A 24,839-nucleotide genomic window follows, 5' to 3' on the forward strand; every position below is an offset into this window, starting at 1 on the left:
TTGACGGAGGAAGTCAGTGTCTTGCAGGGCGTGTAGCGGATCAAGTCTTCACCAGGCCTGACCGCGACGTTTCAGCTCAAGGCGGCGAATGAACTCTTCCAGAACCAAGGAATACAGGTCGTCCTGCAAGTATGCGTCTTCGATGCCCGCGTCCATGTTCGGGTTGTCGTTAACCTCGATGACCACCACCTTATCCCCCGACTGTTTCAGGTCGACCCCGTACAAACCATCGCCAATGAGATTTGCGGTCTTCACCGCCAGCTCCACCACCGCCCGCGGTGCTTCGTGAACCGCCAAGGTGCGGCATTCCCCATTAATGTCCTGGCCCTTGGCCTTGTGGTTGTAGATTTGCCAGTGACCTTTGGACATGAAGTACTGGCAGGCGAAAATCGGTTTTCGGTTGAGCACACCGATGCGCCAGTCGTACTCGGTGTAGAAGAACTCCTGAGCCAGCAGCAATACCGAGTGCTCGAAGAGCTCAGCGGTGGCATCCAGCAGCGCCTGCTGGCTTTCGACCTTGATTACGCCACGGGAAAAACAACCATCGGGAATCTTCAGCACTAATGGAAAGCCCAGGCGTTCACCGACTCGCTCGAAGTCTTCCGGTCGCTCCTTGTAGAGAATCTCGGTTGCCGGCATACCCAATTGATGGCTTTTGAGCAGATCAGTCAGGTACACCTTGTTGGTACAGCGCAGGATTGAAGTGGGATCGTCCATCACCACCAGGCCTTCGCTTTCCGCCTTCTTGGCGAAGCGATAGGTGTGGTTATCCACGCTGGTGGTTTCGCGAATCAGCAGGGCGTCATACTCGGCTATTCGTGAGTAGTCTTTCTTTTCGATCAGATCGACATCAATGCCCAGACCTTTGCCCACCCTGATAAAACTTTCCAGTGCCTTGGCATTGGAAGGTGGCAGCGATTCTTGTGGGTCATGCAATATGGCCAGGTCGTAACGGGCCACGCGGGGTGACCGCGGTACTCGCCAGATCTTGCGGCTGAAACTGTCCAGCGAGTTGGCAAATTGATCCTCCTGGTCTTCGCGTAGCTTTTGCAAGACGCCAGGCTTTATCCCCTCGATGTGCCAACTGTTGCTTTTACGGAACTCCACCAGGAGGATCGGGCATGGGAATATTTCGAAAATTTGCCGGGCCAGTTCCTGCAAAGGCTCAAGGTTGGTTTTGCCAAAGTAAAGAGTGAGCGTGAATCCTTCGGTATTACTATAAAGGTGGTTGTTCAGTGCTTTGTCCAGCGCCTTGTCCAAGTCATCCAGCGCTAGGCTGTACAGTGACTTTCGGGTCAACTCGCTGATGGTCCGCACAGACGGAATAACTTTATGGCCGCGTGCTTCTGCCAGCAATGAACAGTAATACCCGTGTCCCAGGTACTTGTAGCTCCGACACAGATTAATAACCTGAACACGCTTGCCAGCCTCGCTTTCAAGGGGTTGCTCGAGATATTCCTGGGCACTCATCACATCGTCTGATGGGAAATAAGACGCCCAGTCTTCTTTTCGCTCAACAATAATAACGACTTGGCTTTGCCGTCTGGGTGCACTCGATAAATAAGTTAGGTTTGATATTGCCGCTAGTCGATTTTGCTCTGATACTTCACGCCAATCACCCTGTGCTGCTGACATATGAAAAGGTCCGTTGGAGAACAAGTTCTTATCTATTAAGCACGATGCTTTTTAAAAGTCTCGTTTCGTTACGCAACTTTTACGGCGGCTATATGAATCTGGTATTTCGCAAGGCGACACACGACGACCTGAAGTCTCTGCTGGAACTGGAAAACCAGTGCTTTACTCATGACCGGCTCACGCCGCGCAGTTTCCAGTGGATGATCGGCCGAGCCCATGCCAGCCTGATCGTCGCGCAGGCCGAGAGCCAATTGATGGGCTATTGCCTGGTCTTGTTCCACCGCGGCACCTCGCTGGCGCGTCTGTACTCCATCGCCATCGCCGCCCATAGTCGTGGCCTGGGCTTGGGAAAACAGCTACTGAATCAGGCGGAAGAGTGCGCACGCGCGCACGACTGCGCCTACGTGCGACTGGAAGTCCGACCGGATAATCCGGTTGCCATCAGTCTTTATGAGCGCAATGGGTACCGGCGCTTCGCCGTGGTAAATGACTACTACGAAGACCATTTGCATGCGCTGCGCTTGGAAAAACGTGTTGTGCAGCCTCGGGAAAACCGTGAGCTCCAGGTACCTTACTACCAACAGACCACTGAGTTTACCTGCGGCCCGGCTTGCCTCTTGATGGCCATGAAGGCATTGCAACCCGATCGTTTAATCGGGCGTCGGGACGAACTGCAGATCTGGCGTGAAGCCACCACCGTGTTCATGACTTCAGGGCACGGTGGTTGCAGTCCCCAAGGGTTGGCGCTCGCGGCCTGGCGCCGGGGGTTTCGAGTACGCTTGCAAGTGAGTATCGCAGGTCCGCTATTTCTCGACGGCGTGCGCGACGAACATAAAAAAGAAGTAATGCGCCTGGTACACGAAGCGTTCTGCAGCGAACTCGCGCAGAGTGATGTGGAGCAGGTGAGCAGCAACCAACTGGACCTGGCCCTCGCACTGAAGGAGGGCGGTCAACCCCTGGTGTTGATCAGCAGCTACCGACTGACGCGCTCAAAAGCCCCGCACTGGGTCATTGTCACTGATTACGATGAGGACTTCGTCTACCTGCATGATCCAGACATTGATCATAGTCAGCACCGTCAGGCACTTGACTGCCAGCACCTTCCCGTCAGCCACAAGGCGTTCGACAAAATGTGTGTTTTCGGCGGCAATAAGCTACGCGCTTCTGTGACGATTTACGCTCGTGAGCAGTCGAGCAGGAAAGTTTCAAATGTCTGCGCCGACGAAGGTTTGGGTTAGTGGAGGCTGGAACATCGTGGCTTTGAAGATTTTTTACGTTCGCCAATCCATTCTCAAGGTATGAAGCGATACTCGATCCTCGTTTTGGTCAGGGTGTTGCGGTCGGGGAGGGTCTACTTCGACTTTTTACACAAGCTTCCAGTCGTAGATCCTCATCGACTGCCCAACACGTCTTGTGTGGGCTGCTCGGCGACATCAGAAAATGAATATTCAGTGGGTATCGTTTTGACTCCAATCGAGGAATCGAAAACCTAGTAGCGGGATGGACGCAAAAGCCAAGACCGCAAATGCGGCCTCGTCCATATCTACCTCGGACAAGAGGCCGCATTCGCGGCCTCTTGTCATGACATCACTCGTGCGAGTGCCCATGGCTCACGCTTTGTGCTTCAGCGGGCTTCTCGCCGCTACCACAGGCGGCCATCAGCCCTATAAAGCAGATCAGAAGCACGGAGCGGAGCAGCGTGGTTGAGGCGTTCATTGAGTTTTCCGTAGGAATCTAAAAGTGTGTTTCGACTGGAGTCAGCGCTTCACACTCAGGTAGTCGCCCGTCGTTTTCAGCGAAATGGTCACGTCGTTATTGCTGCGATTACGCCAGAACCAGCCATGAGTGCCGTCAAACAGAGCCGTGAATTCGCCCTTGTCGCCTTTGACCTGCTTGGCTTTGGAGTAGCTATGGAAATAGCCCTTTTCGCCGTTGTAGGGTTCGCCATGGGTGTCATGGTTAACCGGCCCACCAGAGGCCGCCCATTCATAGCTGACGGTGGTGTTCTTGAGCATTTCCAGCTTGATTTCTGTCCCTTCACCCGGTTTTAGCGTGACGGTCATTGCATCTGTCTTCAGGGCTGGGTCGGGTTGAGCTGCGGGTGGAGGCGCAGGTTGAGCCGCTGGGGTTACAGCTACAATTTGCGGAGCCGCAGCCTCTTGTACTGGCTGCGGCGCTGCATTCGCCAACGCCTCTTGGGCGAGCGTGATCTTCATTTCGCCCATCTGCGTCAGGCCCAGTGCGCGGCCCACACCTGTGGGGTCAATCGCATATTCCGCAGGCATGACGACCGTGACCAGCAGACCGGCCGCGGTCACCAATGCGATGACCGTCGAGCGTACCAATCGACGAGTGCTGGGCAATTCATTAACAGTGGGAAGTGGCGTATTGAACATGGTCAGAATTCCTTAGGCTGAGACAAACAGGCCGGTGATCTGGTAACCCATCAAAAGGAAACCGGCACTCATCATGGCAACGTTGGCGGTGTAGGCATGGCGCCAGAAACTGCCGGTGCGTCGCCAATACCCCATCAGAATGAGAATCGCGCTGAGGGCCAGCAACTGGCCGATCTCGACACCAACGTTGAAGGCGATCAGGTTGGGAATCAGGCCGTCGGGCGAGATTTCGTATTCCTGGATCTTCGTTGCCAGGCCAAACCCGTGAAGCAGGCCAAAGATCAGCGTGGCGACCTTGGTATTGGGTTGGAAGCCGAACCAGCGCTGGAATGCGCCCAGGTTATCGAGCGCCTTGTACACCACCGAGAAGCCGATGATGGCGTCGATGATGTAGGCGCTGATACTGACCTCGGTCAGCACGCCAAGCAGCAGCGTGATCGAGTGTCCAACGGCGAACAATGTGACGTAGAGCCCTACGTCCTTCAGGCGATACAGGAAGAAAATCACCCCGAGCAGAAACAGCAGGTGATCGTAGCCCGTCATCATGTGTTTGGCGCCCATGTAGATGAAGGGCAGCAACATGACGCCGGAGCTTTCCTGGATGAAGCCTTTATCGCCTTCAGCGACGGCGTGGGCGAGAGCTTCGGGCATTCCGACAAGAAATGACGCAAGCAATAGAAACAACAGCAGTAGTGGGCGATGCGAAGGCGCAGTGAACGCGCCGACGCCACTCATTGAGTGCGAATGCATGAATAAGATCCTTCGTTGCAGTGATCAAGGGTCGCAGCGCGACCATGTCAGGAGGCAAGCGAAGGACGAGGTGGACGTTCGATCAGAAAAATGGGCGCACGAGGAACGGCGTAACCGAGAGCCTCGGCTTGTGGCGAGAGCTGTAGTTGAGCCGCCAGGATCAGCGTGGCGGCGAGTTGCGGCGTCTCGTGCTGATGATCGGGCGTCAGGGGAGAGTGATAGTGATCCGAGCAGTTTGAACACGACACGTTGGTCTGCTCATCATGGGAATGATGATGGGCATCTTGCGCGACATCCCAGGCGGGCTGTTGCGACATCATGGACAGCGTACGGGTATGCCCGGCCCAGGCCATGAACATGGCAAAAGCCAGCGCGAATACCACTGCCGTTGTCAGTGTTCTGCTGAACATAGTGATCGTGTTTCGACTCGTTATTCTGGGGTGTGATACGTTTGCCATATCCCCTATGGGGGGATAGGATTGCCAGCGTAATTCATTGAAGTCAGAGACTCAAGTCATGAGTGACGAGCACGAACACAGCCATCCCCATACCCACCAAAGCCATGAAGCGATCATCAAGCGCCTCAAGCGGGCGGACGGTCACCTGCGCAGCATCATCCTCATGATCGAAGAAGGTCGTGAGTGCGTGGATATCGCCCAGCAACTGCATGCGGTGGAAAAAGCGGTGTGCCAGGCCAAGCGGACCTTGATTCAGGATCACATCGATCACTGTCTGGAAGACACCGTTTCGGCGCTGAACAAGGGTGAGCGCGCGCCGCTGGAAGCCTTCAAGCAAATCACCAAGTACCTCTAGGCCCCCCATGCCCAATTTTGCCGAATTGCTGCAACAGGGTGGCGCTAGCGCCTGGCTGTATTTTCCCAGCGCGATCTTGCTGGGCGCCTTGCATGGCCTGGAGCCCGGTCATTCGAAAACCATGATGGCGGCGTTTATCGTGGCTATTCGGGGCTCGGTGAAACAGGCAGTTTTGCTGGGTTTGGCGGCGACGCTGTCCCACACGGCCGTGGTGTGGTTGGTCGCCATCGGTGGCATGTACCTGGGCCAGGGGCTGGATGCCGAAACCACGGAACCTTACTTCCAGCTCGCATCGGCTGCGCTGATCATCGTCATTGCGCTATGGATGTTGTGGCGTACCTGGCGTGGCGAACAGATGTTCAAGTTCGAGCAGGTTGATGAGCATCATCACGGCGAACATGACCATGGACATCATGATGAAACCCATCGCATCGATACCGGCCATGGCCGTGTCGAACTTTCGATCTTCGAGCAAGGCATGCCACCCCACTGGCGCCTGAAAACGTTGACTGGCCATGCCTGGTCCGCCGAGGACGTTCGCCTGACGACCACTCGCGCCGATGGAAGCGTTCAGACGTTCTCATTTGCCGAGCGCGATGGATTCCTGGAGTCGACGGTCGATATTCCCGAGCCCCATGAGTTCAGCGCTCGCTTGAGCCTGGGGCATGGGGGGCATTCCCACGATTACGACCTTGAGTATCAAGAGCATGATCATGGGCATGAGCATTCCGAACTGGAGGGCCTGGAACTGTCATTGGAGGGTTACCAGGACGCTCACGAGCGGGCGCATGCCAACGATATCCGCAAGCGCTTTACCAATCGCAAAGTGACCACGGGCCAGATCATCGTGTTCGGCCTGACGGGTGGGCTGATTCCTTGTCCCGCCGCGATTACCGTGCTGCTGCTCTGTCTTCAGGTCAAGGAGGTTGCGCTGGGGGGCATGCTTGTCTTGTGCTTCAGCATTGGCTTGGCGATCACCCTGGTGACCGTTGGAGCGGCCGCGGCCATTGGCGCGCGGCAGGCCTCCAATCGCTGGCCATGGCTGGGCACCGTTGCGCGGCGGGCTCCTTATTTGTCCAGTGTGTTGATCATTGGTGTCGGTCTGTACGTGGGCTTTCACGGCTGGATCGGTTTGAACGCATAAGGCTTATGACTGAGACTCACCCAGTTCTGAATCCCTCGTTGAAAGGTCGCAGCGCCAGCCTCGATCTGATCAAATGGTTGGCGATGCTGACAATGGTCATCGATCATTTGCGGTTGGTGTGGCCGGAGCTGAGCATGCCGTTCATTCCAGGGCGGCTCTCTTTTCCGCTGTTTTGTGTCGCCATAGCGGCCAACGTCGCGCGGTCCAGACGTGGTGAATGGCTGACTTACAAGAACGGACGCTATCTCGTCTTGATGCTGTTGTTCGCGGCCATTTCGCAGGTGCCTTATCGCATGATCAGCACTTCGGGCTCGTACAACGTGCTGCTGACCCTGGCGTTGGGGTTGGTTGTGGCCTGGGGTTGCCACCATCGGACATTCTCGAGTGGCGCCATGGCGCTGTTCGCTGGCGCCATCGCCAGTGCGCTGGATGATCCGCTGATGTTTGGTTTCTACGGAGTCCTTGTCCCGGCCTCGGTCTTGTTGGTGATCAACAAGCCTGCTGTGCTGTGGCTGTTGCCAGCGAGTCTGTGTGTGTTGATCAATACCCGCAGCAGCATTGTCAGCCGGGCGCTGGATTTTGAACTCTATTCGTTATTGGTTCTGGGCACGGCTTTTGCGGCTCCGCTGATCGGGCTCTGGCTGCTTCGCCAGAGGTTAAGCTTCAACGTCTGGCCGGTGGGGCAATGGGGGTATTGGTTCTATCCGGGGCATCTTGTTGCACTGCAAGCTGTGCGTTTGCTGGTTTGACGGCGCCCGGCCAGTTTCTGAAGATCGTTGAACTCATGATCAGTTATTTGGCCACCGGCGATGCTGATCATCAATCACGTACGGGTGTTCGTGCTCAATACCCTCACCGCCCAAGTGGGAGTGATCCTGCGCAAGGTTTTCGTGAGTGTGTTTGATCGAGTCCTGATCATGGACAGGACGCCAGATCACCACGCTGACTAACAATGCGCCACCGGCCACCAGGGCGAGCCCGAAAAATGCTGCCGTCAAGCTGATGTCGGCGCCCAGCCATCCTGCCAATGGATAGGTCACCAACCAACAGGCATGGGACAACGCGAACTGGGCAGCAAAGAGCGCAGGGCGGTCTTCAGTGTGTGCCGAGCGACGCAGCAGCCGGCCACTCGGAGTCTGTGCCAGCGAATAGCCCACGCCCAGCAACATCCAAAGCGGCAGCAGGAAATTGTAGGTGGTCAGGTTGATGCCCATGGCCAGACCGATAACCAGTATCCCTGCGCCGAACAGCATGGCTGTTCGGTCCTTGATATCTTTCAACAACCGAGGCAACACCAAGGCAGCGATCATAGAGCCGCCACCGAATGCGGCCAGCGCAAGTGCCGTGGAAGTTTGAGGCAACGCGAAACGCGATTGGACCAGCACCACCGTATTGACGATGACCATGGCGCTGGCGGCCGCTACAGCCAGGTTCAACGCCAACAGTCCGCGCAAGCGAGGCGTCGCCAGGAAGATGCGCATGCCGCGGGTGGTTCGTTCGTAGATGCTGCGTTTAGGTGTCGGCTTCGCTTTCGGTAGTAATACTGTCGCAACCAGGGCCGCCGAAGCCAGGAAACCAATGACGGTGCCGGCGAACAGACTATGGAAGCTGATCACGGTCAGCAATGCAGCAGCGAGCATAGGGCTGGCGACGCTTTCGAGGTCATAGGCCAGTCGCGACAAAGACAGGGCGCGGGTGTATTCGTCCTCATCGGGCAGGATGTCCGGAATGGTTGCTTGAAAGGTTGGGGTGAACGCGGCCGAGGCCGATTGCAGGATGAAAATCAGCACATAGACCTGCCAGATCTCCGTCACAAACGGCAGGGCAAGCGCGACCAAAGCACGTACCAGGTCCAGCGAGACCAGCATTGCCTTGCGTGGCAGGCGTTCTGCAAAAGCCGCGGCAATCGGTGCAACGCCGATATAGGCTGTCATCTTGATCGCCAACGCTGTGCCGAGGACTGCACCCGCTTGGGCTCCCGCAAGGTCGAAGGCCAGCAGCCCCAATGCAACAGTGGCAAGCCCCGTACCTACCAACGCAATGACTTGAGCCAGGAACAGATGCCGGTAGGTGCGGTTGGCGAGTATTTTCAACATGAGGCATCTCGCAGGGGAGGGCGTGTGATCACTTGATTGTCGAGTTACGCTTGAGAAAAATGTTCGTTCTCAAGGAACGCAACATCCTCCTAGGGGGGATATAAGGCCATCCTAAACCAGAGGCCCTGGTAGCTCAAGAAATAGCCACACGAACCTTTCGTCGAACACTCGACAGAGGAATGAAGTAGCTGCATTTCTGTCACTGCCTTCGCCCATAGTGGTGGCACTGATGCAAAAGGTTGTCACCGCAACCACAAGACCAACGATTACCACTGCCACTAAAGATAAAAAGCCCAGCGTCAGGCTGGGTGTCGGTACGAACTGGCCTCCTCACATGTGCGGAGGCCAGTTATGCAATTCGCCCAGAAAATCCTTAGGCGGGTGCTCTGGCAGGTCCAGTGCCTGCCAGAGATAGTCAGTCTCCGGTGCTCTAGCGCAACAGATGCACGGCCAAGCCGACAAGTGCACAGGCCATCAAAACCCAGGACGGCAGCCCCCGAAGCCTTTAGGGCGCGCCAAGCGTGCATGCGCTCCGTCGCGTTTGCGGTTGGCAGTGACCAGGTGAGCTGGGCATCAGGTGTTTGTCTAGGCGCCCCAACTGTCTTAAACCCGGGAAATGAAGCGAATTGAGAATCTTCAGCGTAGGAAAATCCCTACACGTCCCTCTGTATTCCCTAGTCCTAAATAAGATTGCTCCGATTATTTGTTTGATGGCACCTAGCTATTATTCAAGGGCTGGGGTGGCATCCTGGTGCGTATCCAAGACAACCGCGCCTCGGGCAATTCAGGGTGAGCGGTTGCGGACAGAGGAGGATCTGCATCGTGTTGAAACATATCGGTGTGACCGATCTTTGCGTAGGAATGTATGTCCAGGAGCTGTCCGGTTCCTGTGTAGAGCGTCCGTTCTGGAGCAAAAGCTTCCTGATTCAGAATGAGGAGGTGCTGGAGAAAGTCATTGCCTCGGACATTGTGGGTGCATGGATCGACCTGTCCAAGGGGGCGGACGTACAAACCACTGTGCAGGCTCCGCAGCCGCCACGCTTGTCGATCCGATCGTACACCGAAGTACCCGGACCGCGTCCGAGGGTGGCAATGAGCGAAGAGTTGTTGAGGGCGGTCAAGCTTTGCTCCAGTTCCAAGGCGGCGGTCACGGAGATGTTCAGCGACTTGCGCATGGGACGGATCGTTCAACTGGATCGAGTCACGGACATGGTTGGTGAAATCTCCGACTCGCTGTTACGTCATCCTGATGCACTGCTCAGCCTGGTGCGCCTCAAGACTGCCGATGAATATACCTACATGCATTCGGTAGCCGTCTGTGGGTTGATGATTGGCTTGGCGCGTCAGCTGGATTTACCGCCGCTGCTGGTTCAAGAAGCCGGGCTGGCGGGCTTGCTGCATGACGTGGGCAAGATGGTGATACCCACGGCCATCCTGGCGAAACCATTGCCCTTGAATGACCAGGAACATACGACGATGCGCACACACCCTGAGGAGGGTGCCAGGATGCTGGCGGACAGCAGGCATTTCACTTCCAGGGTGCAGGACGTTTGCCTGCATCACCATGAGAAGGTCGACGGCAGTGGCTATCCCCATAAGTTATGTGGCACCCAGATCAGTCTATTCGCGCGCATGGCAGCGGTCTGTGATGTGTATGACGCCGTGACGTCTGACCGTCCTTATCGAGATCGCTGGGGCCCCGCCGAATCGATTCGAAAAATGGCGGGATGGAGCGGGCATTTCGATCAGAAAGTGTTTCACGCCTTCGTCAAATGCATTGGTATCTATCCGGTTGGTGCTTTGGTACGCCTTCAAAGTGGCAGGTTGGCGGTGGTAATGGAGCAACACGCCGATTATTTGCTCACGCCCAGGGTGAAGGTTTTCTACTCGGCGTCGAGTCGTATGCCGCTGCCTCTCGAATCTATTGATCTGGCCTGTGGACAGGACAGTATCGTCAGCATTGAGTCGGAGAAGACCTGGGGCTTCAAGAGCCTTGAAGCGCTCTGGGTGGGCACGGGGCAGGGCAGCGAGTCGCGATTCGGATGACGCCTGCGAGTCCGAGTTTGTTTACCAGCGCCTGTCGCTGGGTTTTTTTTTTGCTGTCGTTTTGGGGGCCTGTCACTGTCGGGTAGGAATTCTCCTACCGCACCAACCGCAATCCTTAGTTGTAAATCAGGATGCTCCGATAGTTTCAAGGCCATCACTTGGCCATTATCTCTCCAGGCCAACAAAACCAGGCATCCCAATCGTGGATGTCTTGCGCGGGGTCCCGTCGGATCCGCACTGAACTGGAGAGATGAAGGTGAAAGGACAGGCAATTTCCTCCCCCCTGATCTTGATGCTGCCCGCGGGACTGACGGGAGTTTTCGGTTGTGTCGCGATTCTGCTCAGCACGGACTTCAGTTTGCGCAGTGCAGTCAGTTGCGCGCTGGTCTTGCTTGGCGCGTTGCTGATGGGTGTGTGGACGCTGCGTTTATTGGGCACCCGGCAGAGCGCACAGCAAGGCGACGATCAGCCACTTCACGTTCCGCTGACCGCTTCGCCGGATGAAGGATTGGGTGAGGTATGCGCACAGGTACTGCCGATCTGGAGCCAGCAGATCGATGCCGCGCGCATCCTCAGCGAGGAGTCGATCCTCAAGCTGAGTAACCGCTTCGCGACGCTGTCGGGAGACATCAGTGCTTCTGCTTCCCAAGGGGCGAGCCAGAGCTCGGGTACACGGTTGCTGGAAATTCTTGAGGTCGGCCAGCGGGACCTGGACTCGATCATGGTTGCCCTTCGCGATGCGCTGTTGCGCAAGGAGTCGCAACTCAAGGAGGTATTGCTCCTTTCCGACTTCACCTCTCAATTGCAGGAGATGGCCAAGTTCGTCGGTGATATTGCCCAGCAGACCAATCTGTTGGCACTCAACGCCGCGATTGAAGCGGCGCGGGCAGGGGATGCCGGACGCGGCTTCGCGGTAGTGGCGGATGAAGTGCGCAAGCTGTCCAGTTTATCCGGGGAGACGGGGCAGAAAATCAGCGAAACGGTCAATGCCGTCAACGCTGCCATCTCTCGCACCGTCGAGCTGTCTCAGCACCAGGCGCAGCAGGATTCGCAAACCCTGGCTCATTCAGAGCAACTGGTGTCCCAGGTGATCGAGCACTTCCGGCACAACGCCCAGGCCATCGTCGATACCAGCAGCAGTCTTCAGCAGCAGAGCGAGAACGTTGCCACCGAGATATCGGGGGTACTGGTCGCCTTGCAGTTCCAGGATCGAGTCGGCCAGATGCTTTCCCTGGTCAACAACGACCTTGGCAAGCTGCATGGGCACATCGTCGAGCGCCAGCAATTCGCCCTCGCCGGCGGCACACCGGCCCCGATCATCGCGGATGCCTGGCTTGAGCAACTGGCAAGCACCTACACCATGCCTGAACAGCATGCGATCCATCACGGTAAGCCTGTGGTGAGCAGCACTTCATCCGAGATCACTTTTTTCTAGGGAGTTTCCCCATGAGCAAAACCATCCTGATTGTCGATGACTCTGCCTCCATTCGCCAAGTGGTGAGCATCACCTTGAAGGGCGCCGGATACGAGGTCATCGAAGGTGTTGACGGTCGTGACGCCCTGACCAAGCTCGACGGACGCAAGATCCACCTGATTGTAAGTGACGTGAACATGCCGAACATGGACGGCCTCAGCTTCATCAAGGCCGCTAAACAACTGCCGGCCTACAAATTCACGCCCGTGATCATGCTGACCACCGAAACCGGAGAGGCCATGAAGCAACAGGGCCAGGCCGTCGGTGCCAAGGCCTGGATGGTCAAGCCCTTCCAGCCGGCCCAGATGCTGGGTGCCGTCTCCAAACTGATCATGCCGTAGTGCCGCCCAGAGTCCCTGGAAAGGAGGTTGTCATGACAAACACCACGGCTTGTCTGCGTCGGATTCTGGTGCTCGAAGGGCCGCTGACCATCTACACCGCCGCCGAACGCAAAGACCTGTTGCTGGAGCTGTTTCCCTTGGCTCAGGAGGTTGAAATGGATCTGGGCGGCGTGGACGAAATGGATACCGCCGGGCTCCAGTTGTTGGTGCTGATCAAGCAAGAGTCGCTGCGCCATGGCTCCAACCTGCTGCTGAGCAACCCCAGTACGGCGGTGCTTGATGCACTGGACATGAGTGGGTTGCACAGCTTTTTCGATCAATCGGCTCCGTCCCTTCAGCAGAGAGGTTGAAGCCATGAGTTCGCCCATGAATCTGGACGACGTGCTACGAACGTTCATCGCCGAAAGCCAGGAGCTCTTGCTCCTGATGGAAGATGCGTTGCTGCAGATCGAACAGGCGCCGGATGATGTCGACACCATCAACGCCTTGTTTCGCGTCGCCCATACCATCAAAGGTTCTGCCGGCCTGTTTGGCTTCACGCCGATCGTTGCCTTTACCCATGTGGCAGAAAGCGTGCTGGACCGGGTCCGTGGACATGAACTGCGGGTGGACGAATCGCTGAGTGCCTTGTTCCTGGAAGTGCGGGACCACTTGTGCACGCTGATTGAATTGCTTGCCAGCCACGGTGACCTGCAAGGCATGACCGCAGAGCATGAGCGGCAGGGCGCGGCGTTGGTCGAGCGTCTTAACGGCTACCTGGAGCACCGTCACGAATCGGCACCGTCCCTGGCGACGATCGAGCCGCTGCAATCGACTTGTGCCGCGCGTTGGCACTTGTCCCTGCGCCTGTGTCCCGACGTCCTGCGCAACGGTATGGACCCGCTGTCGCTGCTGCGTTACCTCAACAGTTTCGGTCAGATCGGCGCGGTTGTGTGCATCACCGAGGGCATGCCGGATATTTCGACGATGGACCCGGAAACCTGTTACCTGGGGTTTGAGCTGGGATTTGTCAGTGATGCCGACCAGGCCACCATTGAAGGTGCATTCGACTTCGTTCGTGAGGGCAGCCAGATCTGCGTGTTGCCGTGCAACGGCGACCTGGCAGGCTTCCGGGCGTTGATCGGCCGTCTCGATGCTGAGCCCGATGTCATGGTCGAAGCCTTTATCGCCTGTGGTTCCGTGTCCCGTGAAGATTGGCTGGCGAGCCCGTCTTCCGATGAATCGACGATTGTCGCGGTGCCCGCCGTGGCAGCAGACCAGGCGGCTCGCGATGACGTCACCAAGAACCGGGGAGCAAAAGAGGCCCGTCCGGCCGAAGGTAATCTGATTCGTGTCGACGCCGGAAAACTGGATCAATTGATCAACCTGGTGGGCGAACTGATCATCGCCGGCGCTGGCGCCAATCTGGGGGCCATACAAAGCGGCATCGGCGAGCTGATTGAAGCGACAAGCTCGCTCTCGCGTCTTGTCGAGGAGGTGCGCGACTGCGCCCTGACCCTGCGGATGGTGCAGATCGGCGGCACATTCAACCGTTTCCAGCGGGTGGTGCGCGATGTCTCCAAGGAACTGGGCAAGGACATCGTCCTGCAGGTGCTCGGCGCCGAGACCGAGCTGGACAAGACGGTGGTTGAACGCATCGGCGATCCCCTGACCCACCTGGTGCGCAACGCCATGGACCACGGCATCGAACCCTCCCAGCTGCGGCGCGAGCGTGGCAAGCCTGAACAGGGCACGGTTCGCCTCAACGCTTATCACGAGGCCAACAGCATCGTCATAGAAGTCAGTGACGACGGTGGTGGCCTGAACAAGCAACGCATCCTTGCCAAGGCGATTGAGCGCGGCCTGGTTGCCGAAGGGCAACAGCTGGCCGACGGCGACATTCTCAATCTGATTTTCGAGCCAGGCTTCTCCACTGCCGATCAGGTCAGCAACCTGTCCGGGCGCGGCGTGGGAATGGACGTCGTCAAACGGAACATCGTCGCCCTGCGAGGCTCGGTCAACCTGGAAAGCGAGGAAGGGGTGGGCACCACGGTGCGTATCCGCCTGCCGCTGACCCTGGCCATCATCGATGGCTTTCTGATCGGGGTGGGCAATGCCTCTTATGTCTTGCCTCTGGACGTGGTTGAGGAGTGCATCGAGCTATCGACCGACGACCGCAGCGATCAGGACTTCCTGGACCTGCGGGGCTCGGTACTGCCAGTCCTGCGCCTGCGCGAGATGTTCGCCATCGATGAGCCTAACCATGGCCGTGAAAACATCGTGGTCGTGCATTACGCAGGGATGCGGGTGGGCCTGGTCGTCGATCAATTGCTCGGTGAGTTCCAGACAGTGATCAAGCCGTTGGGCAAGATTTTCGGTACAGCTCATGGACTGGGCGGCTTCACCATCCTGGGGAACGGAGCGGTAGCGTTGATCCTGGATATTCCAAAACTACTCGGGCAGGTCCCTAGCCGACAGAAGCACGGTGCGACCCTCAGTCCTGAATTGACTTAATCGTTCTCCCTGGAGTACAGCATCATGACCGTCAAAAAAAATATCTCGCTGCTGGTCGCCTCAGCTGTGTTGGGCATCCTGATCCTGGTCAGTCTCAGTCTTTATCTGATGGGTGGGGTCAGGACTACTGCCAGCTATGCACAAGTCAATACTGTGCCCAGCCTGCAGTTGCTGGATCAAGTGGCCCTGGCCCTGGCGGATAGCCACAGCCGGCAATGGCAGAGTCTTTCCGGACCTGCCGGTAGTCCCCAGCAAAGCGACAAGGAAACGGTGATCCAGGCGCTGGATCGCTACCAGAAGGAGTTCGTCTCCGATGATCATGATGCGACGCTGCTCAGCACCTTGCGCAGCACGGTCAATGAATACAACCGGGGCATGGAACGTTTCGATAACGCCTTCAAGAATGCCGCCCCTGAAGCCCGTAGTTTGCTGCTCGACCTGGAGGTGACGCGCGAAAAGGTCACTTCCGCCTTGAGCGATATCCGTCAGTACAACCTGGACCTGGGGCGTAAGAATGCCGCGATCGCGGCATCGACCGAACAGACGGCGATCTACAGCATCGCCTTGGTCGGCGGCGCCACCTTGCTGGTCATCTGCTTGATCGGTTTCTTCCTGGTACGCCGGCTGCTCCACACATTGGGTGGCGAGCCCGATGATCTTCGCCTGCTGGCCGAGCGGTTGGTGGCTGGGCAACTGGATGTACAGGGCAGCAACAATGGCCCTGAACGTACCGGGCTGATGGGCTCCATGGACCGGCTGGGCGGGACCTTGAATCAACTGATCGGCGAAATGAATCACATGTCCGCGGAGCATGACAAAGGCGACATCGACGTACAGATCGATGCGGCACGTTTTGCTGGCAGCTATGGGCTGATGGCCCAAGGCATCAACGATATGGTCAGTGGCCATATCAGCGTCAAGAAGCAAGCCATGGCCTGCATCAAGTCGATCAGCGAAGGCGATCTGCAGGCGTCCCTGCAAGCGTTCCCCGGCAAGAAAGCCTTTATCAACGTCACCATCGAGCATCTTCGCAGCACCATCACGGCGTTGATCGAAGAGATGCGTCACATGTCGGACGAGCACGAGAAAGGCGACATTGATGTGCAGATCGACGTACAGCGATTCCAAGGCTCGTACCGTCAGATTGCCCAGGGCATCAACGACATGGTCAATGGCCACATCAGCGTGAAAAAACAGGCCATGGCTTGCATACGTTCCTTCGGCGAAGGTGACCTGTCGGCACCGCTGGCCCGTTTCCCCGGCAAAAAAGCGTTCATCAACGACAACATCGAACAACTGCGCAGCAACGTCCAGGCGCTGATCGAAGACACCCAGATGCTGAGCGAGAATGCCATGATCGGCAAGCTCGATACCCGTGCAGACAGCACTCGCCATCAAGGTGACTTCCGCCGCATCGTGGCGGGGATCAACAGCACCCTGGACTCTATCGTTGCCCCTCTCAACGAGGCGATGGCGGTCATGGTGGCCCTGTCCAGTGGTGACCTGACCCGCACCGTCAAAGGTGATTACCAGGGCAGCCTGCAAGACCTGAAGAATGCGGTCAACGAAACGGTGAGCAAGCTTTCGCAGATCATTGGCGAGGTGCGCAGTTCCGCCGACTCGCTGTCCAGCGCCTCGGAAGAGATTTCCGCCACGGCCCAAAGTATCAGCCAGTCGGCTTCGGTACAGGCGGCGTCGGTTGAAGAAACGTCAGCGTCGATGGAACAGATGTCGGCGTCGATTTCCCAGAACACTGAGAACGCCAAAGTGACCGACGGCATGGCCGGCAAGGCGAGTAAGGAAGCGAGTGAAGGTGGACAGGCCGTCAAGGACACCGTCTCGGCCATGAAAACCATCGCCGAAAAGATTGGGATCGTCGATTCGATTGCCTACCAGACGAATCTGCTGGCGCTCAACGCGGCCATCGAAGCGGCCCGTGCCGGTGAGCACGGCAAAGGTTTCGCAGTCGTCGCTGCTGAGGTGCGCAAGCTCGCCGAACGCAGCCAGGTCGCGGCGCAGGAGATCGGCCAAGTGGCCAAGAACAGTGTTGCCCTGGCTGAGCGGGCCGGCAATCTGCTTGATGAAATCGTGCCCTCGATTACCAAGACCTCTGATTTGGTTCAGGAGATTGCCGCTGCATCTGAAGAGCAGTCCATCGGCTCGGAGCAGATCAATACCGCCATGTCACAGATGAGTCAGATCACTCAGCAAAACGCCTCGGCGTCCGAAGAGCTGGCTGCTACCGCCGAGGAAATGAGTAGCCAGGCCGAGCAGTTGCAGGAGTTGATGGGCTTTTTCACCCTGCATGGTCGGGTTGCGGTTTCTGCCGTACCACGGGCCGCTTCTTCCAGTCTGGGTGGCATGCAAAGCAGTGAGCATGCCCAGGAAGGCGGTTTCATTCGCTTCGGGAGTTGAGCCATGGAACCTGCAGTCTTGAGCCATTTCGAGCATGCACCGCAGAGTCCGTGTGACAGCGAATTCCTGCAGTTCCTGACGTTCGTATCCGCCAGGGAGCTCTATGCGATCGATACCTTGTGCGTGCGAGAAATCATCGAGTACGGCCAGGTTACAAGCGTACCGATGATGCCGGGTTTTATCCGCGGGGTGATCAATCTGCGCGGTTCGGTGGTGCCGGTGATCGATCTGCAGGCGCGCTTTAGCAAGGGCGCCACGCAGCAAGGCAGCAGGACCTGCATCGTTATCCTGGAACTGCTTCAGGAAGGCGAGCCGCAAGTGCTGGGTATCGTCGTCGACTCGGTGAGCGAGGTGATCGAAATCGAGTTGGCCGATATCAAGGCCGCTCCGGCGATCGGAAACCGGATCCGTGAAGACTTCATTCGAGGGATGGTCAAGGTGCGAGGTTCGTTCCTGACTGTGCTTCAGATCGACCAGGTGCTGTGTGTCAGTGAGATCGCCAGCCAGTTGCACTGAGTTGTAGCGCTCAGGCATGCCTACGTTGTCTTGAGATGGATGCTGCCGTCTACGGTGGATCCGGAGGAATGAATCATGTCCATATCTGCCTCGCGCTTGCCGGCCCCAGGGACGGCAGCGCCACAGTACCTGACCTTCAGCGTGGGCCAGGAGATGTTCGCGATAGGCACCCTGTGTGTTCGGGAAATTGTCGAGTACGGTCCGATTACGCCGTTGCCGATGGCGCCGCCGAAGGTTCGCGGCATCACCAATCTGCGCGGAGCGGCCATTCCCGTGCTGGACCTCGGGCTATGTTTTGGCGGCGCCCAGACCCTGGAAAACCCACACACCTGCATCGTCATGCTGGAGGTCCACGGCAGCGGCGGCGCAGGCCTGGTGGGCATCATCGTGGACGCAGTCAGCGAAGTGCTGGAGATACCGGCCGAGCAGATCGAGCCGGCCCCGGCACTCCAAGGGCGCCTTAGCCCTGCATTTGTGGTGGGGGTCGGCAAGCTCAATGATCGTTTCGTCTTGCTGCTGGACATCGAGCACATGCTCAGTAGCGAGGACTGGTCGACGCTGCTCCCTTCGAACGTCAACGCTGATGGGCCGAGACCATGAATGTCGTGCTCTCCGACAACGAGTTCCAGCAGTTTCGGGCAATGATTCACGAAATTGCCGGGATCAGCTTATCCGTTGCCAAGAAACAGCTGGTCAGTGGCCGCCTGGCCAAGCGCTTGCAGTTTTTCAACTTGACCACCTACGGCAGCTATTATCGCCTGTTGATGAAGGACCGGAGCGAGTTGCAAATGGCGGTGGACTTGCTGACCACCAACGAAACCTACTTTTTCCGCGAACCCAAGCATTTTGAGTTCCTGCGCCATGTGATTCTCCCCGAGCTTCGTGGCAATGGCCCGGTGCGCATCTGGAGTGGGGCCTGTTCCACGGGAGAAGAACCCTACACCCTGGCCATGGTGCTGGCCGACAGCCTGGGCACCCGGCCATGGGAGATCCTCGCTTCCGATATCAGCAGCCGGGTGCTGGAAAAAGCCCAGGGCGGACGCTACCCGCTGGACGGTATCCGCGGCATTCCCGAGGCGCTGCTGAACAGGTACTGCCTGAGGGGCGTGGGCAGCAACAACGGCGTTTTCATGGTTGATCGCGCGTTGGCGTCACGTATCACATTCACTTCGATCAACTTGAACAATGCACTGCCTTCGGTGGGGCAGTTCGACGTGATCTTCCTGCGCAATGTGATGATCTATTTCGATAACCAGACCAAGTCTGAGGTGGTGAGACGCTTGAGCAAACACCTGCGGCCAGGCGGCTACTTCATCGTGAGTCATTCAGAAAGCCTGAACGGCATCAGCGATGAATTGCAGTTGGTCAAACCGTCTATCTACCGCAAACCGGACGCTTGAGATGGCTCGGGCGGTCGAATATTTCCTGCAACCTGGAGACGTGGTGTTTGGAGGGCGCCAAATGCGCTTGTGTACCGTCCTGGGGTCCTGCGTCGCACTGGTGTTTTGGCATCCGCAACGCTTGTTGGGTGGCATGTGTCATTACATGCTGCCGCGGCAACGGTCGCAAGGCGCGGGCAACCTGAACGGTCGTTACGCAGCAGATGCGTTGGCGCTGCTGTTGGAGTGCATTCATCGCGCGGGGGCTCGGCCCGAGCAGTTTGAGGTGAGCCTTTTTGGCGGGGCTGACATGTTTCCCGGGATCAAACGGTGCAACGGTATCGGGATTGGCCAACAGAATGTCAATGCCGCCAGAAGCCTGATCCAGGCCCATGGGTTGCAATGCCAGGTTTATCACGTAGGTGGCCGGGGGCATCGCCACCTGGTGTTCGACGTGGGCACCGGACGCCTTCAACTCAATCATGCCGATTTCGTGCGCAAAGTGTTCGAATCGCCCAAGAGTAATGCCAGATGACCGATATCAAGGTGTTGATCGTTGATGATTCGGCGGTGGTGCGCCAGGTGCTGAGTGCGGCCTTGAACCAGGCCAGCGGTATCCAGGTTATCGACGTTGCCGTCGACCCGGTGTATGCCATGGAGAAGATGAGCAGGCAATGGCCTGACGTCATCGTACTGGACGTCGAGATGCCACGGATGGACGGCATTACTTTCCTGAAAAAACTGATGGCGCAAAAGCCTACACCGGTGGTGATCTGTTCGACGCTGACCGAGAAGGGCGCCAAGACCACCTTGCAGGCACTGGCGGCTGGTGCCGTCAGCATCGTCACCAAGCCGCAGTCCAACCTTCGACAGTTCCTGACTGAAAGCGCGGATGATCTGATCCAGGCCGTCAGGGCCGCAGCAAAGGCCAACATGCGGCGCGTAGCGGGCGCCCGGGTGCCTGTTGACGTGCCGCCCCGGCTCAATGCCGACTCGATCTTGCCCCCTTCGTTGGTGGCCATGGCCCGCACGACTGAAAGCATCGTTGCCATTGGCACTTCCACTGGGGGCACGCAGGCTCTGGAACAGGTACTCCAAGGGTTGCCGCGGGTATGTCCGGGCATTGTCGTGGTGCAGCACATGCCAGAGAAATTTACCGCTGCCTTCGCCGAGCGCCTCAATCACGTTTGCGAGATCGAGGTCCGGGAGGCTGTACAGGGCGATCGAATCATCCCCGGGCGTGCGCTGATCGCACCGGGTGGCTCCCATATGCTGGTCAAGCGCAGCGGTGCCCAGTATCAGGTGGATATCGTGCAGGGGCCTGCGGTCAGTCGGCATCGACCCTCGGTGGATGTCCTGTTCCGTTCGGTCGCCCGTAGCGCCGGCAGCAATGCCCTTGGAATCATCATGACGGGCATGGGAGATGATGGTGCTCGTGGCCTCAAGGAAATGCGCGATGCCGGCGCCAGGACCCTGGGGCAGGATGAAGACTCTTGTGTGGTGTATGGAATGCCACGGGAGGCCTTCAAGCTGGGAGCGGTCGAGCGCGAGTTGCCATTGGAGCAGATTGCTTCGGCCATCCTTGGCGTTCGCGGACATCAGCCCTGAGATCGTGCCGTCGTTTCAGACCAGCCCTTCATTCAAGGCGTAGCGCACCAGGTCTGTGCTGGTGGCAAAGCACATCTTCTCCATCAGCCGAGTCTTGTGGGTGCTGACGGTTTTATTGCTGATCACCAGTTGTTCGGCGATCTGGTTGACGCTCAGTCCTTGAGCCAGCATGCGCAGGATCTGGAATTCACGTGAGGTCAGGCTCTGCGCAGCGTTTTCGGGCGTTACACCGCTGCTCTGAAGTGCGATCTGCTCGGCCAGTTGTGGGTCCAGGTAGCGCGCCCCGGTGCTCACCTTGCGGATCGCTGCCAGCAGCGCTTCCGGGTCGCGGTCCTTGGTCATGTAGCCTGAGGCGCCGGCGCGCAGCGCACGTTGGGCAATGTGGGCTTCATTGTGCATGCTCAAGATGAGCATCGGCAGCTTGGGGTAATGGGCGTGGATACGGCCAATCAAATCTTCGCCACTTGAACCGGGCATGGTCATGTCGAGCAGTAGCACGTCTACGTCTGTGTGGCGCAGCAACTCCAGGACCTGGGCACCATTTTCCGCTTCCGCCACCACGGAAAAGTCCTTGACCAGCGCGAACAGCTGCTTGAGGCCTTCGCGCATGATTGTGTGATCGTCGGCCACCATTAAACGGATCATGAATCGTGACTCCTTGAAACAGGTACGCGCAGTTGAACGGTAGTACCGCTGCCGATGCTGCTGGATATGGTGGTGGTCCCTCCCAAAGTCAGGCCCCGTTCGCGCATGCCCAGCAAGCCGAGGGTCCTGGACGATTGTTCACGTTGCTCAAAGCCCTTGCCGTTATCGGTGATTTCCAGCGACCAGCCATTGTCGCCTTGCTCAAACGTGATGTTGACCCGGGTGGCTTCGGCGTGCCGGGCGATGTTGGTCAGCGACTCCTGGGCGATCCGAAATGCAGCGGTTGCACTGGCATCGTCCAGACGGATTTGCGGCGGATGAATCTGCAGGTTGCAGTCGATGCCCCATTGCTGCTTGAACGTGTCGGTCAGCCATTCCAGTGACGCGGCGATACCCATGTTGAGGATGGAAGGGCGCAGGCTGGTGGAAATATTCCTGACCACTTGCACCGTCTGGTCGATCAGTTGCAGCAGGCGTGCGACTTGTTCACCGAGCTGGGGCAGTTGCTCGCCGTACTGGAAGCGCAGCAGCGAAGTGCCCATGCGTATTGCGGTCAGATGTTGCCCGAGTTCATCGTGGATCTCCTGGGCGATCAGTTTGCGTTCCTCTTCCCGCGCACTTTCCCGACTGGACATCAATTGGCGCAGTTGCTTGTTGAGTGATGCCAGGCGCAGTTCGGCCAGGCGCAGCTGTGATATATCGCGAACGACAGCCAACACGGTGGCAATTTTTCCCTGGATGTCCTGCTCGGGAACGAGGCTGATGTGATAGACGCGTTGCAGTCGATGCTGCTCGGTGAGCACATACTCATGTTCCAGGGGTTGGCCCTTTTCCACGGCTTCGATGACGGCTGCGCGGAATAGTTGGCTCTGCAGGTTTTTCGGCAGGATCTCGAGCAGGTCCTTGTGCAGCAGGTCGATCTGTGGACGATCCAACCAGATTTCCAATGCCGGATTGATGAACAACAGTTCTCCCGTGCGGCTCAGTCGTGCAATGCCATCAGGCGAGTTTTCAACCAATGTGCCGATTTCCTGCTGCCGGGCCAGTTCGTTGCGCTGGGCCTCCCGGATATCGGTAATGTTGCGAGCAATGCAGACCAGGCGATGCAAGCGCCCATTTGAATCGGCTACGGGCACCAGGTTGAAGTGGACAACGATCGAGCGTTGACCGCAAGGCAGATGCGCATCCAGCTCGATGGGAGCGCCGACGGCGATGCAGTGCAGGCAGATAGCCTCGACAATACTTGCGGCTTCTTTTTCCAGGCATTGGCCCAACGGTTGGCCGATCATGTCCGAATGGCTCTTGGCGAGCATCTCGCACAGCTTTGGATTGGCCTCCAGGCAACTGAGTTGCTGGTCGGCATCCACCGCGAGCAGGCAAAGCATGTCTTGCGAATGATCGAAGACTTCGCGGTAGCGACGTTCGCTTTGGGCCAAGTGGCTGTGGGCTGAGCAGCGCTCCCAGGCGATGGCGCCGATATGACTGGCCATTTGTGCATGCTTGCGGTCCTGCTCGCTCAGCTGGGTTTCTCCGCAGACGAACAACAGGATGGCGCCCAGCGTGACGCCGGTCTTATTGATCACCGGTTCTACCCAACACCCGCGGTAACCTGCCTGCAAGGCGGGCTGGCTGAAAGCAAGGTCAGAGGCATCGCGGCTTAAATCACGTATGAAGCGGGGGTGCTCGAACAGCCCGGGATGTCGATCAAGGTCCTCGGCCAGGCAGGTTTCAATCAAGGATGTGTCCGTCGGAGGCGTGCGAAGGGAATCGTCGCCGGGCAAGGCCTTGAAAGCCATGGCGTTGCGAAACTCGGGTGTCAGGATTTCCAGGTAGGCGCTGAGCAGCGGCAGCACCTCAAGCAGCGTGTCGTTAGTGACCATCTTTTGGAAAATGGCGGAGCGCGCATTCTCGGCGCGCTCCTGGCGGCGCAACGCACTGATATCCTGGGCCGTGACAAGCGCTCCGCAAAGCTCGCCTGTTTCGTCATGCTCCGGCGTCAGGTTGCACAGGAAATCCACGGAACGACCTGAGTACGGGTCCCTGCTTTCCACCAGGAACGTGTTTGCTGCGCCGGTTGATAACGTGAGTTTTACTTGCGTGCGGAAGTATTCGTCGAGCTGATCGGGTGTCGAGGTGCGTTCAGTGATGTGAGTGTTGGGAAAGCCCCTGGCGCGCTCAAGCTCGGGGTTGGCATAGATTTGTTGTCCCAGCCGGTTGTAGCGAAGAATGATGTTTTGTGAGTTTTTGGCCAGTGACAGGTACTTTTTTTCGTTATCGAACAAGGCCTGGCGCAGGGCAAGATGTTCACTGATGTCTTCAAGCTGCGACACAAAGTAAAGCGCCTTTGCATCGGGGGTACGGGCGATACCTACCGTTAATCGTGCCCACAGTGTGCTGCCGTCTTTACGAATGTAGCGTTTTTCCAGTGTCAGGCTGGTGCGCTGCCCCTGGATGAGCCTGTTTAATTCGTCCTTGCTGACATCGGTATCGTCCGGATGAGTCAGCCGCTGGAAAGACGTCGCGCGAAGTTCGTCTTCGGTATAGCCAAACATCTGGCACAACATTCGATTGGCAGCGATCCATTCCCCGCTCATTCGCAGCAAGGCCAGGCCCGTACCGGCGGAGTCGAACGCCAAGCGATAATCCTGCTCGGCAAGGTGGATGTGTTCGGCGCGGTGGATCTTTACCAGGTACGTGGATTGTTGCGCTTTGTAGTAGAGCTTCACACTCAGCGTGTCGCCACCGGCCGACATGCCCTGGAAATGCCAGCTACCCTTAAGCCGAGCATTAGTGATGTGCTGTTCAAAAGTCTGCGGCTTGAGAGAAAACAGGGAGGGTAAGGGAACCAGGGAAGCGGCGGTCTCGCTTAACCCCAGCAATCCGCTGGCGCAGTCATCCATGATGAGCAGCGCCCCCTGGGCATCCAGCAACAAGACGCCCACGTCGTCCGCCTCCTGCGTGTCCGGTGTTGCTACCGCAATGGCTGAATCCATTCGCCCATCCTCTGGCAACTCGTTCTTGAGCATAGCTTAAGTCTTGAGAGCTAAATCGAGTGTTCGACTATGGTCATAGGGCTGCCCACGGGTTT

The 24,839-nt window shown here is 57.7% G+C and carries 21 protein-coding genes and 3 pseudogenes; 17 read left to right on the forward strand and 7 right to left on the reverse strand.

Annotated elements, in window-relative coordinates; all coding sequences use genetic code 11:
* Positions 1 to 48: 48 nt before the first annotated feature.
* Positions 49 to 1,635 (reverse strand): RimK family protein, encoded by a 1,587-nt coding sequence (locus ASC85_RS01240; protein WP_057447916.1) that lies wholly within the window; start codon positions 1,633 to 1,635, stop codon positions 49 to 51.
* Positions 1,636 to 1,727: 92 nt separating this feature from the next.
* Here ASC85_RS01240 and ASC85_RS01245 point away from each other — a divergent pair, with 92 nt between their 5' ends.
* Positions 1,728 to 2,873 (forward strand): GNAT family N-acetyltransferase/peptidase C39 family protein, encoded by a 1,146-nt coding sequence (locus ASC85_RS01245; RefSeq protein WP_057447917.1) that lies wholly within the window; start codon positions 1,728 to 1,730, stop codon positions 2,871 to 2,873.
* Between the two features lie 519 nt (positions 2,874 to 3,392).
* Here the strand turns inward: ASC85_RS01245 and ASC85_RS01250 are convergent.
* From ASC85_RS01250 to ASC85_RS01260, 3 genes are read right to left on the reverse strand one after another with little or no spacing between them, the layout of a single operon-like run.
* Positions 3,393 to 4,031 (reverse strand): hypothetical protein, encoded by a 639-nt coding sequence (locus ASC85_RS01250; protein ID WP_057447918.1) that lies wholly within the window; start codon positions 4,029 to 4,031, stop codon positions 3,393 to 3,395.
* A gap of 12 nt (positions 4,032 to 4,043) precedes the next feature.
* A complete protein-coding gene (locus ASC85_RS01255; RefSeq protein WP_057447919.1) occupies positions 4,044 to 4,781 on the reverse strand; it encodes a HupE/UreJ family protein in 738 nt (245 codons plus the stop codon).
* Positions 4,782 to 4,828: 47 nt separating this feature from the next.
* Positions 4,829 to 5,191, reverse strand: a complete 363-nt coding sequence (locus tag ASC85_RS01260) for a hypothetical protein (protein WP_057447920.1) — start codon at positions 5,189 to 5,191, stop codon at positions 4,829 to 4,831.
* A gap of 106 nt (positions 5,192 to 5,297) precedes the next feature.
* On the opposite strand from ASC85_RS01260, the gene ASC85_RS01265 reads away from it, so the two are divergent.
* Genes ASC85_RS01265 through ASC85_RS01275 form a run of 3 tightly spaced genes read left to right on the forward strand, consistent with a single transcriptional unit; the run spans position 5,298 to position 7,487 of the window.
* A complete protein-coding gene (locus ASC85_RS01265) occupies positions 5,298 to 5,594 on the forward strand; it encodes a metal-sensing transcriptional repressor (RefSeq protein WP_014338967.1) in 297 nt (98 codons plus the stop codon).
* Between the two features lie 7 nt (positions 5,595 to 5,601).
* Positions 5,602 to 6,738 (forward strand): nickel/cobalt efflux protein RcnA, encoded by a 1,137-nt coding sequence (locus ASC85_RS01270; protein WP_057447921.1) that lies wholly within the window; start codon positions 5,602 to 5,604, stop codon positions 6,736 to 6,738.
* A 5-nt stretch (positions 6,739 to 6,743) separates the two neighbouring features.
* Positions 6,744 to 7,487, forward strand: a complete 744-nt coding sequence (locus ASC85_RS01275) for a TraX family protein (protein ID WP_057447922.1) — start codon at positions 6,744 to 6,746, stop codon at positions 7,485 to 7,487.
* A 39-nt stretch (positions 7,488 to 7,526) separates the two neighbouring features.
* Here ASC85_RS01275 and ASC85_RS01280 read toward each other — a convergent pair whose 3' ends face one another.
* Entirely contained in the window at positions 7,527 to 8,834 is a 1,308-nt protein-coding gene (locus tag ASC85_RS01280; RefSeq protein ID WP_057447923.1) for an MFS transporter, read from the reverse strand.
* Between the two features lie 192 nt (positions 8,835 to 9,026).
* Here ASC85_RS01280 and ASC85_RS31990 point away from each other — a divergent pair, with 192 nt between their 5' ends.
* The 13 genes and pseudogenes from ASC85_RS31990 to ASC85_RS01335 all read left to right on the forward strand — a co-directional run bounded on the left by ASC85_RS31990 (position 9,027) and on the right by ASC85_RS01335 (position 21,106).
* The gene (locus tag ASC85_RS31990; protein ID WP_100264172.1) at positions 9,027 to 9,116 is read left to right on the forward strand and encodes a YHYH domain-containing protein; all 90 of its coding nucleotides are present in this window, start codon (positions 9,027 to 9,029) and stop codon (positions 9,114 to 9,116) included.
* 540 nt (positions 9,117 to 9,656) lie between these two features.
* Positions 9,657 to 10,880 (forward strand): HD-GYP domain-containing protein, encoded by a 1,224-nt coding sequence (locus tag ASC85_RS01285; protein ID WP_057447924.1) that lies wholly within the window; start codon positions 9,657 to 9,659, stop codon positions 10,878 to 10,880.
* An 832-nt stretch (positions 10,881 to 11,712) separates the two neighbouring features.
* Positions 11,713 to 12,315 (forward strand): annotated as a pseudogene (locus ASC85_RS33650) (methyl-accepting chemotaxis protein); the annotation flags it as partial.
* 11 nt (positions 12,316 to 12,326) lie between these two features.
* Positions 12,327 to 12,695: a response regulator gene (locus ASC85_RS01295; protein ID WP_013692986.1), complete on the forward strand. Its 369-nt coding sequence runs from the start codon at positions 12,327 to 12,329 to the stop codon at positions 12,693 to 12,695.
* A 32-nt stretch (positions 12,696 to 12,727) separates the two neighbouring features.
* A complete protein-coding gene (locus tag ASC85_RS01300) occupies positions 12,728 to 13,045 on the forward strand; it encodes an STAS domain-containing protein (RefSeq protein WP_013692987.1) in 318 nt (105 codons plus the stop codon).
* A gap of 16 nt (positions 13,046 to 13,061) precedes the next feature.
* Positions 13,062 to 15,188: a chemotaxis protein CheA gene (locus ASC85_RS01305; RefSeq protein WP_057447925.1), complete on the forward strand. Its 2,127-nt coding sequence runs from the start codon at positions 13,062 to 13,064 to the stop codon at positions 15,186 to 15,188.
* 894 nt (positions 15,189 to 16,082) lie between these two features.
* A pseudogene (locus ASC85_RS33655) lies at positions 16,083 to 16,217 on the forward strand (hypothetical protein); the annotation flags it as partial.
* Between the two features lie 33 nt (positions 16,218 to 16,250).
* Positions 16,251 to 17,603: pseudogene (locus ASC85_RS33660) on the forward strand (methyl-accepting chemotaxis protein); the annotation flags it as partial.
* 3 nt (positions 17,604 to 17,606) lie between these two features.
* Positions 17,607 to 18,119, forward strand: a complete 513-nt coding sequence (locus tag ASC85_RS01315; RefSeq protein WP_057447927.1) for a chemotaxis protein CheW — start codon at positions 17,607 to 17,609, stop codon at positions 18,117 to 18,119.
* A gap of 75 nt (positions 18,120 to 18,194) precedes the next feature.
* Positions 18,195 to 18,719, forward strand: coding sequence for a chemotaxis protein CheW (locus tag ASC85_RS01320; protein WP_057447928.1), 525 nt, complete (start codon positions 18,195 to 18,197; stop codon positions 18,717 to 18,719).
* A complete protein-coding gene (locus tag ASC85_RS01325) occupies positions 18,716 to 19,519 on the forward strand; it encodes a CheR family methyltransferase (protein WP_057447929.1) in 804 nt (267 codons plus the stop codon). Before ASC85_RS01320 ends, ASC85_RS01325 begins: the two co-directional genes overlap by 4 nt.
* 145 nt (positions 19,520 to 19,664) lie before the next feature.
* The gene (locus ASC85_RS01330; RefSeq protein WP_236712301.1) at positions 19,665 to 20,033 is read left to right on the forward strand and encodes a chemotaxis protein CheD; all 369 of its coding nucleotides are present in this window, start codon (positions 19,665 to 19,667) and stop codon (positions 20,031 to 20,033) included.
* Entirely contained in the window at positions 20,030 to 21,106 is a 1,077-nt protein-coding gene (locus tag ASC85_RS01335) for a protein-glutamate methylesterase/protein-glutamine glutaminase (protein ID WP_014338978.1), read from the forward strand. Before ASC85_RS01330 ends, ASC85_RS01335 begins: the two co-directional genes overlap by 4 nt.
* Positions 21,107 to 21,121: 15 nt before the next feature.
* Here ASC85_RS01335 and ASC85_RS01340 read toward each other — a convergent pair whose 3' ends face one another.
* Both ASC85_RS01340 and ASC85_RS01345 read right to left on the reverse strand, forming a co-directional pair.
* Complete coding sequence (locus ASC85_RS01340) at positions 21,122 to 21,751, reverse strand: response regulator (RefSeq protein ID WP_014338979.1); 630 nt, start codon at positions 21,749 to 21,751, stop codon at positions 21,122 to 21,124.
* Positions 21,748 to 24,744, reverse strand: a complete 2,997-nt coding sequence (locus ASC85_RS01345; protein ID WP_236712302.1) for a sensor histidine kinase — start codon at positions 24,742 to 24,744, stop codon at positions 21,748 to 21,750. The genes ASC85_RS01340 and ASC85_RS01345 overlap by 4 nt, the downstream gene beginning before the upstream one ends.
* Positions 24,745 to 24,839: the final 95 nt, after the last annotated feature.

Source organism: Pseudomonas sp. Root401 (assembly GCF_001425105.1).
Lineage (GTDB): Bacteria > Pseudomonadota > Gammaproteobacteria > Pseudomonadales > Pseudomonadaceae > Aquipseudomonas > Aquipseudomonas brassicacearum.

Excerpts from the sequence above, each read along its gene's own strand:
- ASC85_RS01245 (WP_057447917.1), top strand. The coding sequence starts at position 1,728 with ATGAATCTGGTATTTCGCAAGGCGACACACGACGACCTGAAGTCTCTG.
- ASC85_RS01330 (WP_236712301.1), top strand. The coding sequence starts at position 19,665 with ATGCTGCCGCGGCAACGGTCGCAAGGCGCGGGCAACCTGAACGGTCGT.
- ASC85_RS01300 (WP_013692987.1), top strand. The coding sequence starts at position 12,728 with ATGACAAACACCACGGCTTGTCTGCGTCGGATTCTGGTGCTCGAAGGG.
- ASC85_RS01340 (WP_014338979.1), bottom strand. The coding sequence starts at position 21,751 with ATGATCCGTTTAATGGTGGCCGACGATCACACAATCATGCGCGAAGGC.
- ASC85_RS01325 (WP_057447929.1), top strand. The coding sequence starts at position 18,716 with ATGAATGTCGTGCTCTCCGACAACGAGTTCCAGCAGTTTCGGGCAATG.
- ASC85_RS01345 (WP_236712302.1), bottom strand. The coding sequence starts at position 24,744 with ATGGATTCAGCCATTGCGGTAGCAACACCGGACACGCAGGAGGCGGAC.
- ASC85_RS01275 (WP_057447922.1), top strand. The coding sequence starts at position 6,744 with ATGACTGAGACTCACCCAGTTCTGAATCCCTCGTTGAAAGGTCGCAGC.
- ASC85_RS01280 (WP_057447923.1), bottom strand. The coding sequence starts at position 8,834 with ATGTTGAAAATACTCGCCAACCGCACCTACCGGCATCTGTTCCTGGCT.
- ASC85_RS01315 (WP_057447927.1), top strand. The coding sequence starts at position 17,607 with ATGGAACCTGCAGTCTTGAGCCATTTCGAGCATGCACCGCAGAGTCCG.
- ASC85_RS01305 (WP_057447925.1), top strand. The coding sequence starts at position 13,062 with ATGAATCTGGACGACGTGCTACGAACGTTCATCGCCGAAAGCCAGGAG.
- ASC85_RS01260 (WP_057447920.1), bottom strand. The coding sequence starts at position 5,191 with ATGTTCAGCAGAACACTGACAACGGCAGTGGTATTCGCGCTGGCTTTT.
- ASC85_RS01250 (WP_057447918.1), bottom strand. The coding sequence starts at position 4,031 with ATGTTCAATACGCCACTTCCCACTGTTAATGAATTGCCCAGCACTCGT.
- ASC85_RS01335 (WP_014338978.1), top strand. The coding sequence starts at position 20,030 with ATGACCGATATCAAGGTGTTGATCGTTGATGATTCGGCGGTGGTGCGC.
- ASC85_RS01265 (WP_014338967.1), top strand. The coding sequence starts at position 5,298 with ATGAGTGACGAGCACGAACACAGCCATCCCCATACCCACCAAAGCCAT.
- ASC85_RS01270 (WP_057447921.1), top strand. The coding sequence starts at position 5,602 with ATGCCCAATTTTGCCGAATTGCTGCAACAGGGTGGCGCTAGCGCCTGG.
- ASC85_RS01240 (WP_057447916.1), bottom strand. The coding sequence starts at position 1,635 with ATGTCAGCAGCACAGGGTGATTGGCGTGAAGTATCAGAGCAAAATCGA.
- ASC85_RS01295 (WP_013692986.1), top strand. The coding sequence starts at position 12,327 with ATGAGCAAAACCATCCTGATTGTCGATGACTCTGCCTCCATTCGCCAA.
- ASC85_RS01320 (WP_057447928.1), top strand. The coding sequence starts at position 18,195 with ATGTCCATATCTGCCTCGCGCTTGCCGGCCCCAGGGACGGCAGCGCCA.
- ASC85_RS01255 (WP_057447919.1), bottom strand. The coding sequence starts at position 4,781 with ATGCATTCGCACTCAATGAGTGGCGTCGGCGCGTTCACTGCGCCTTCG.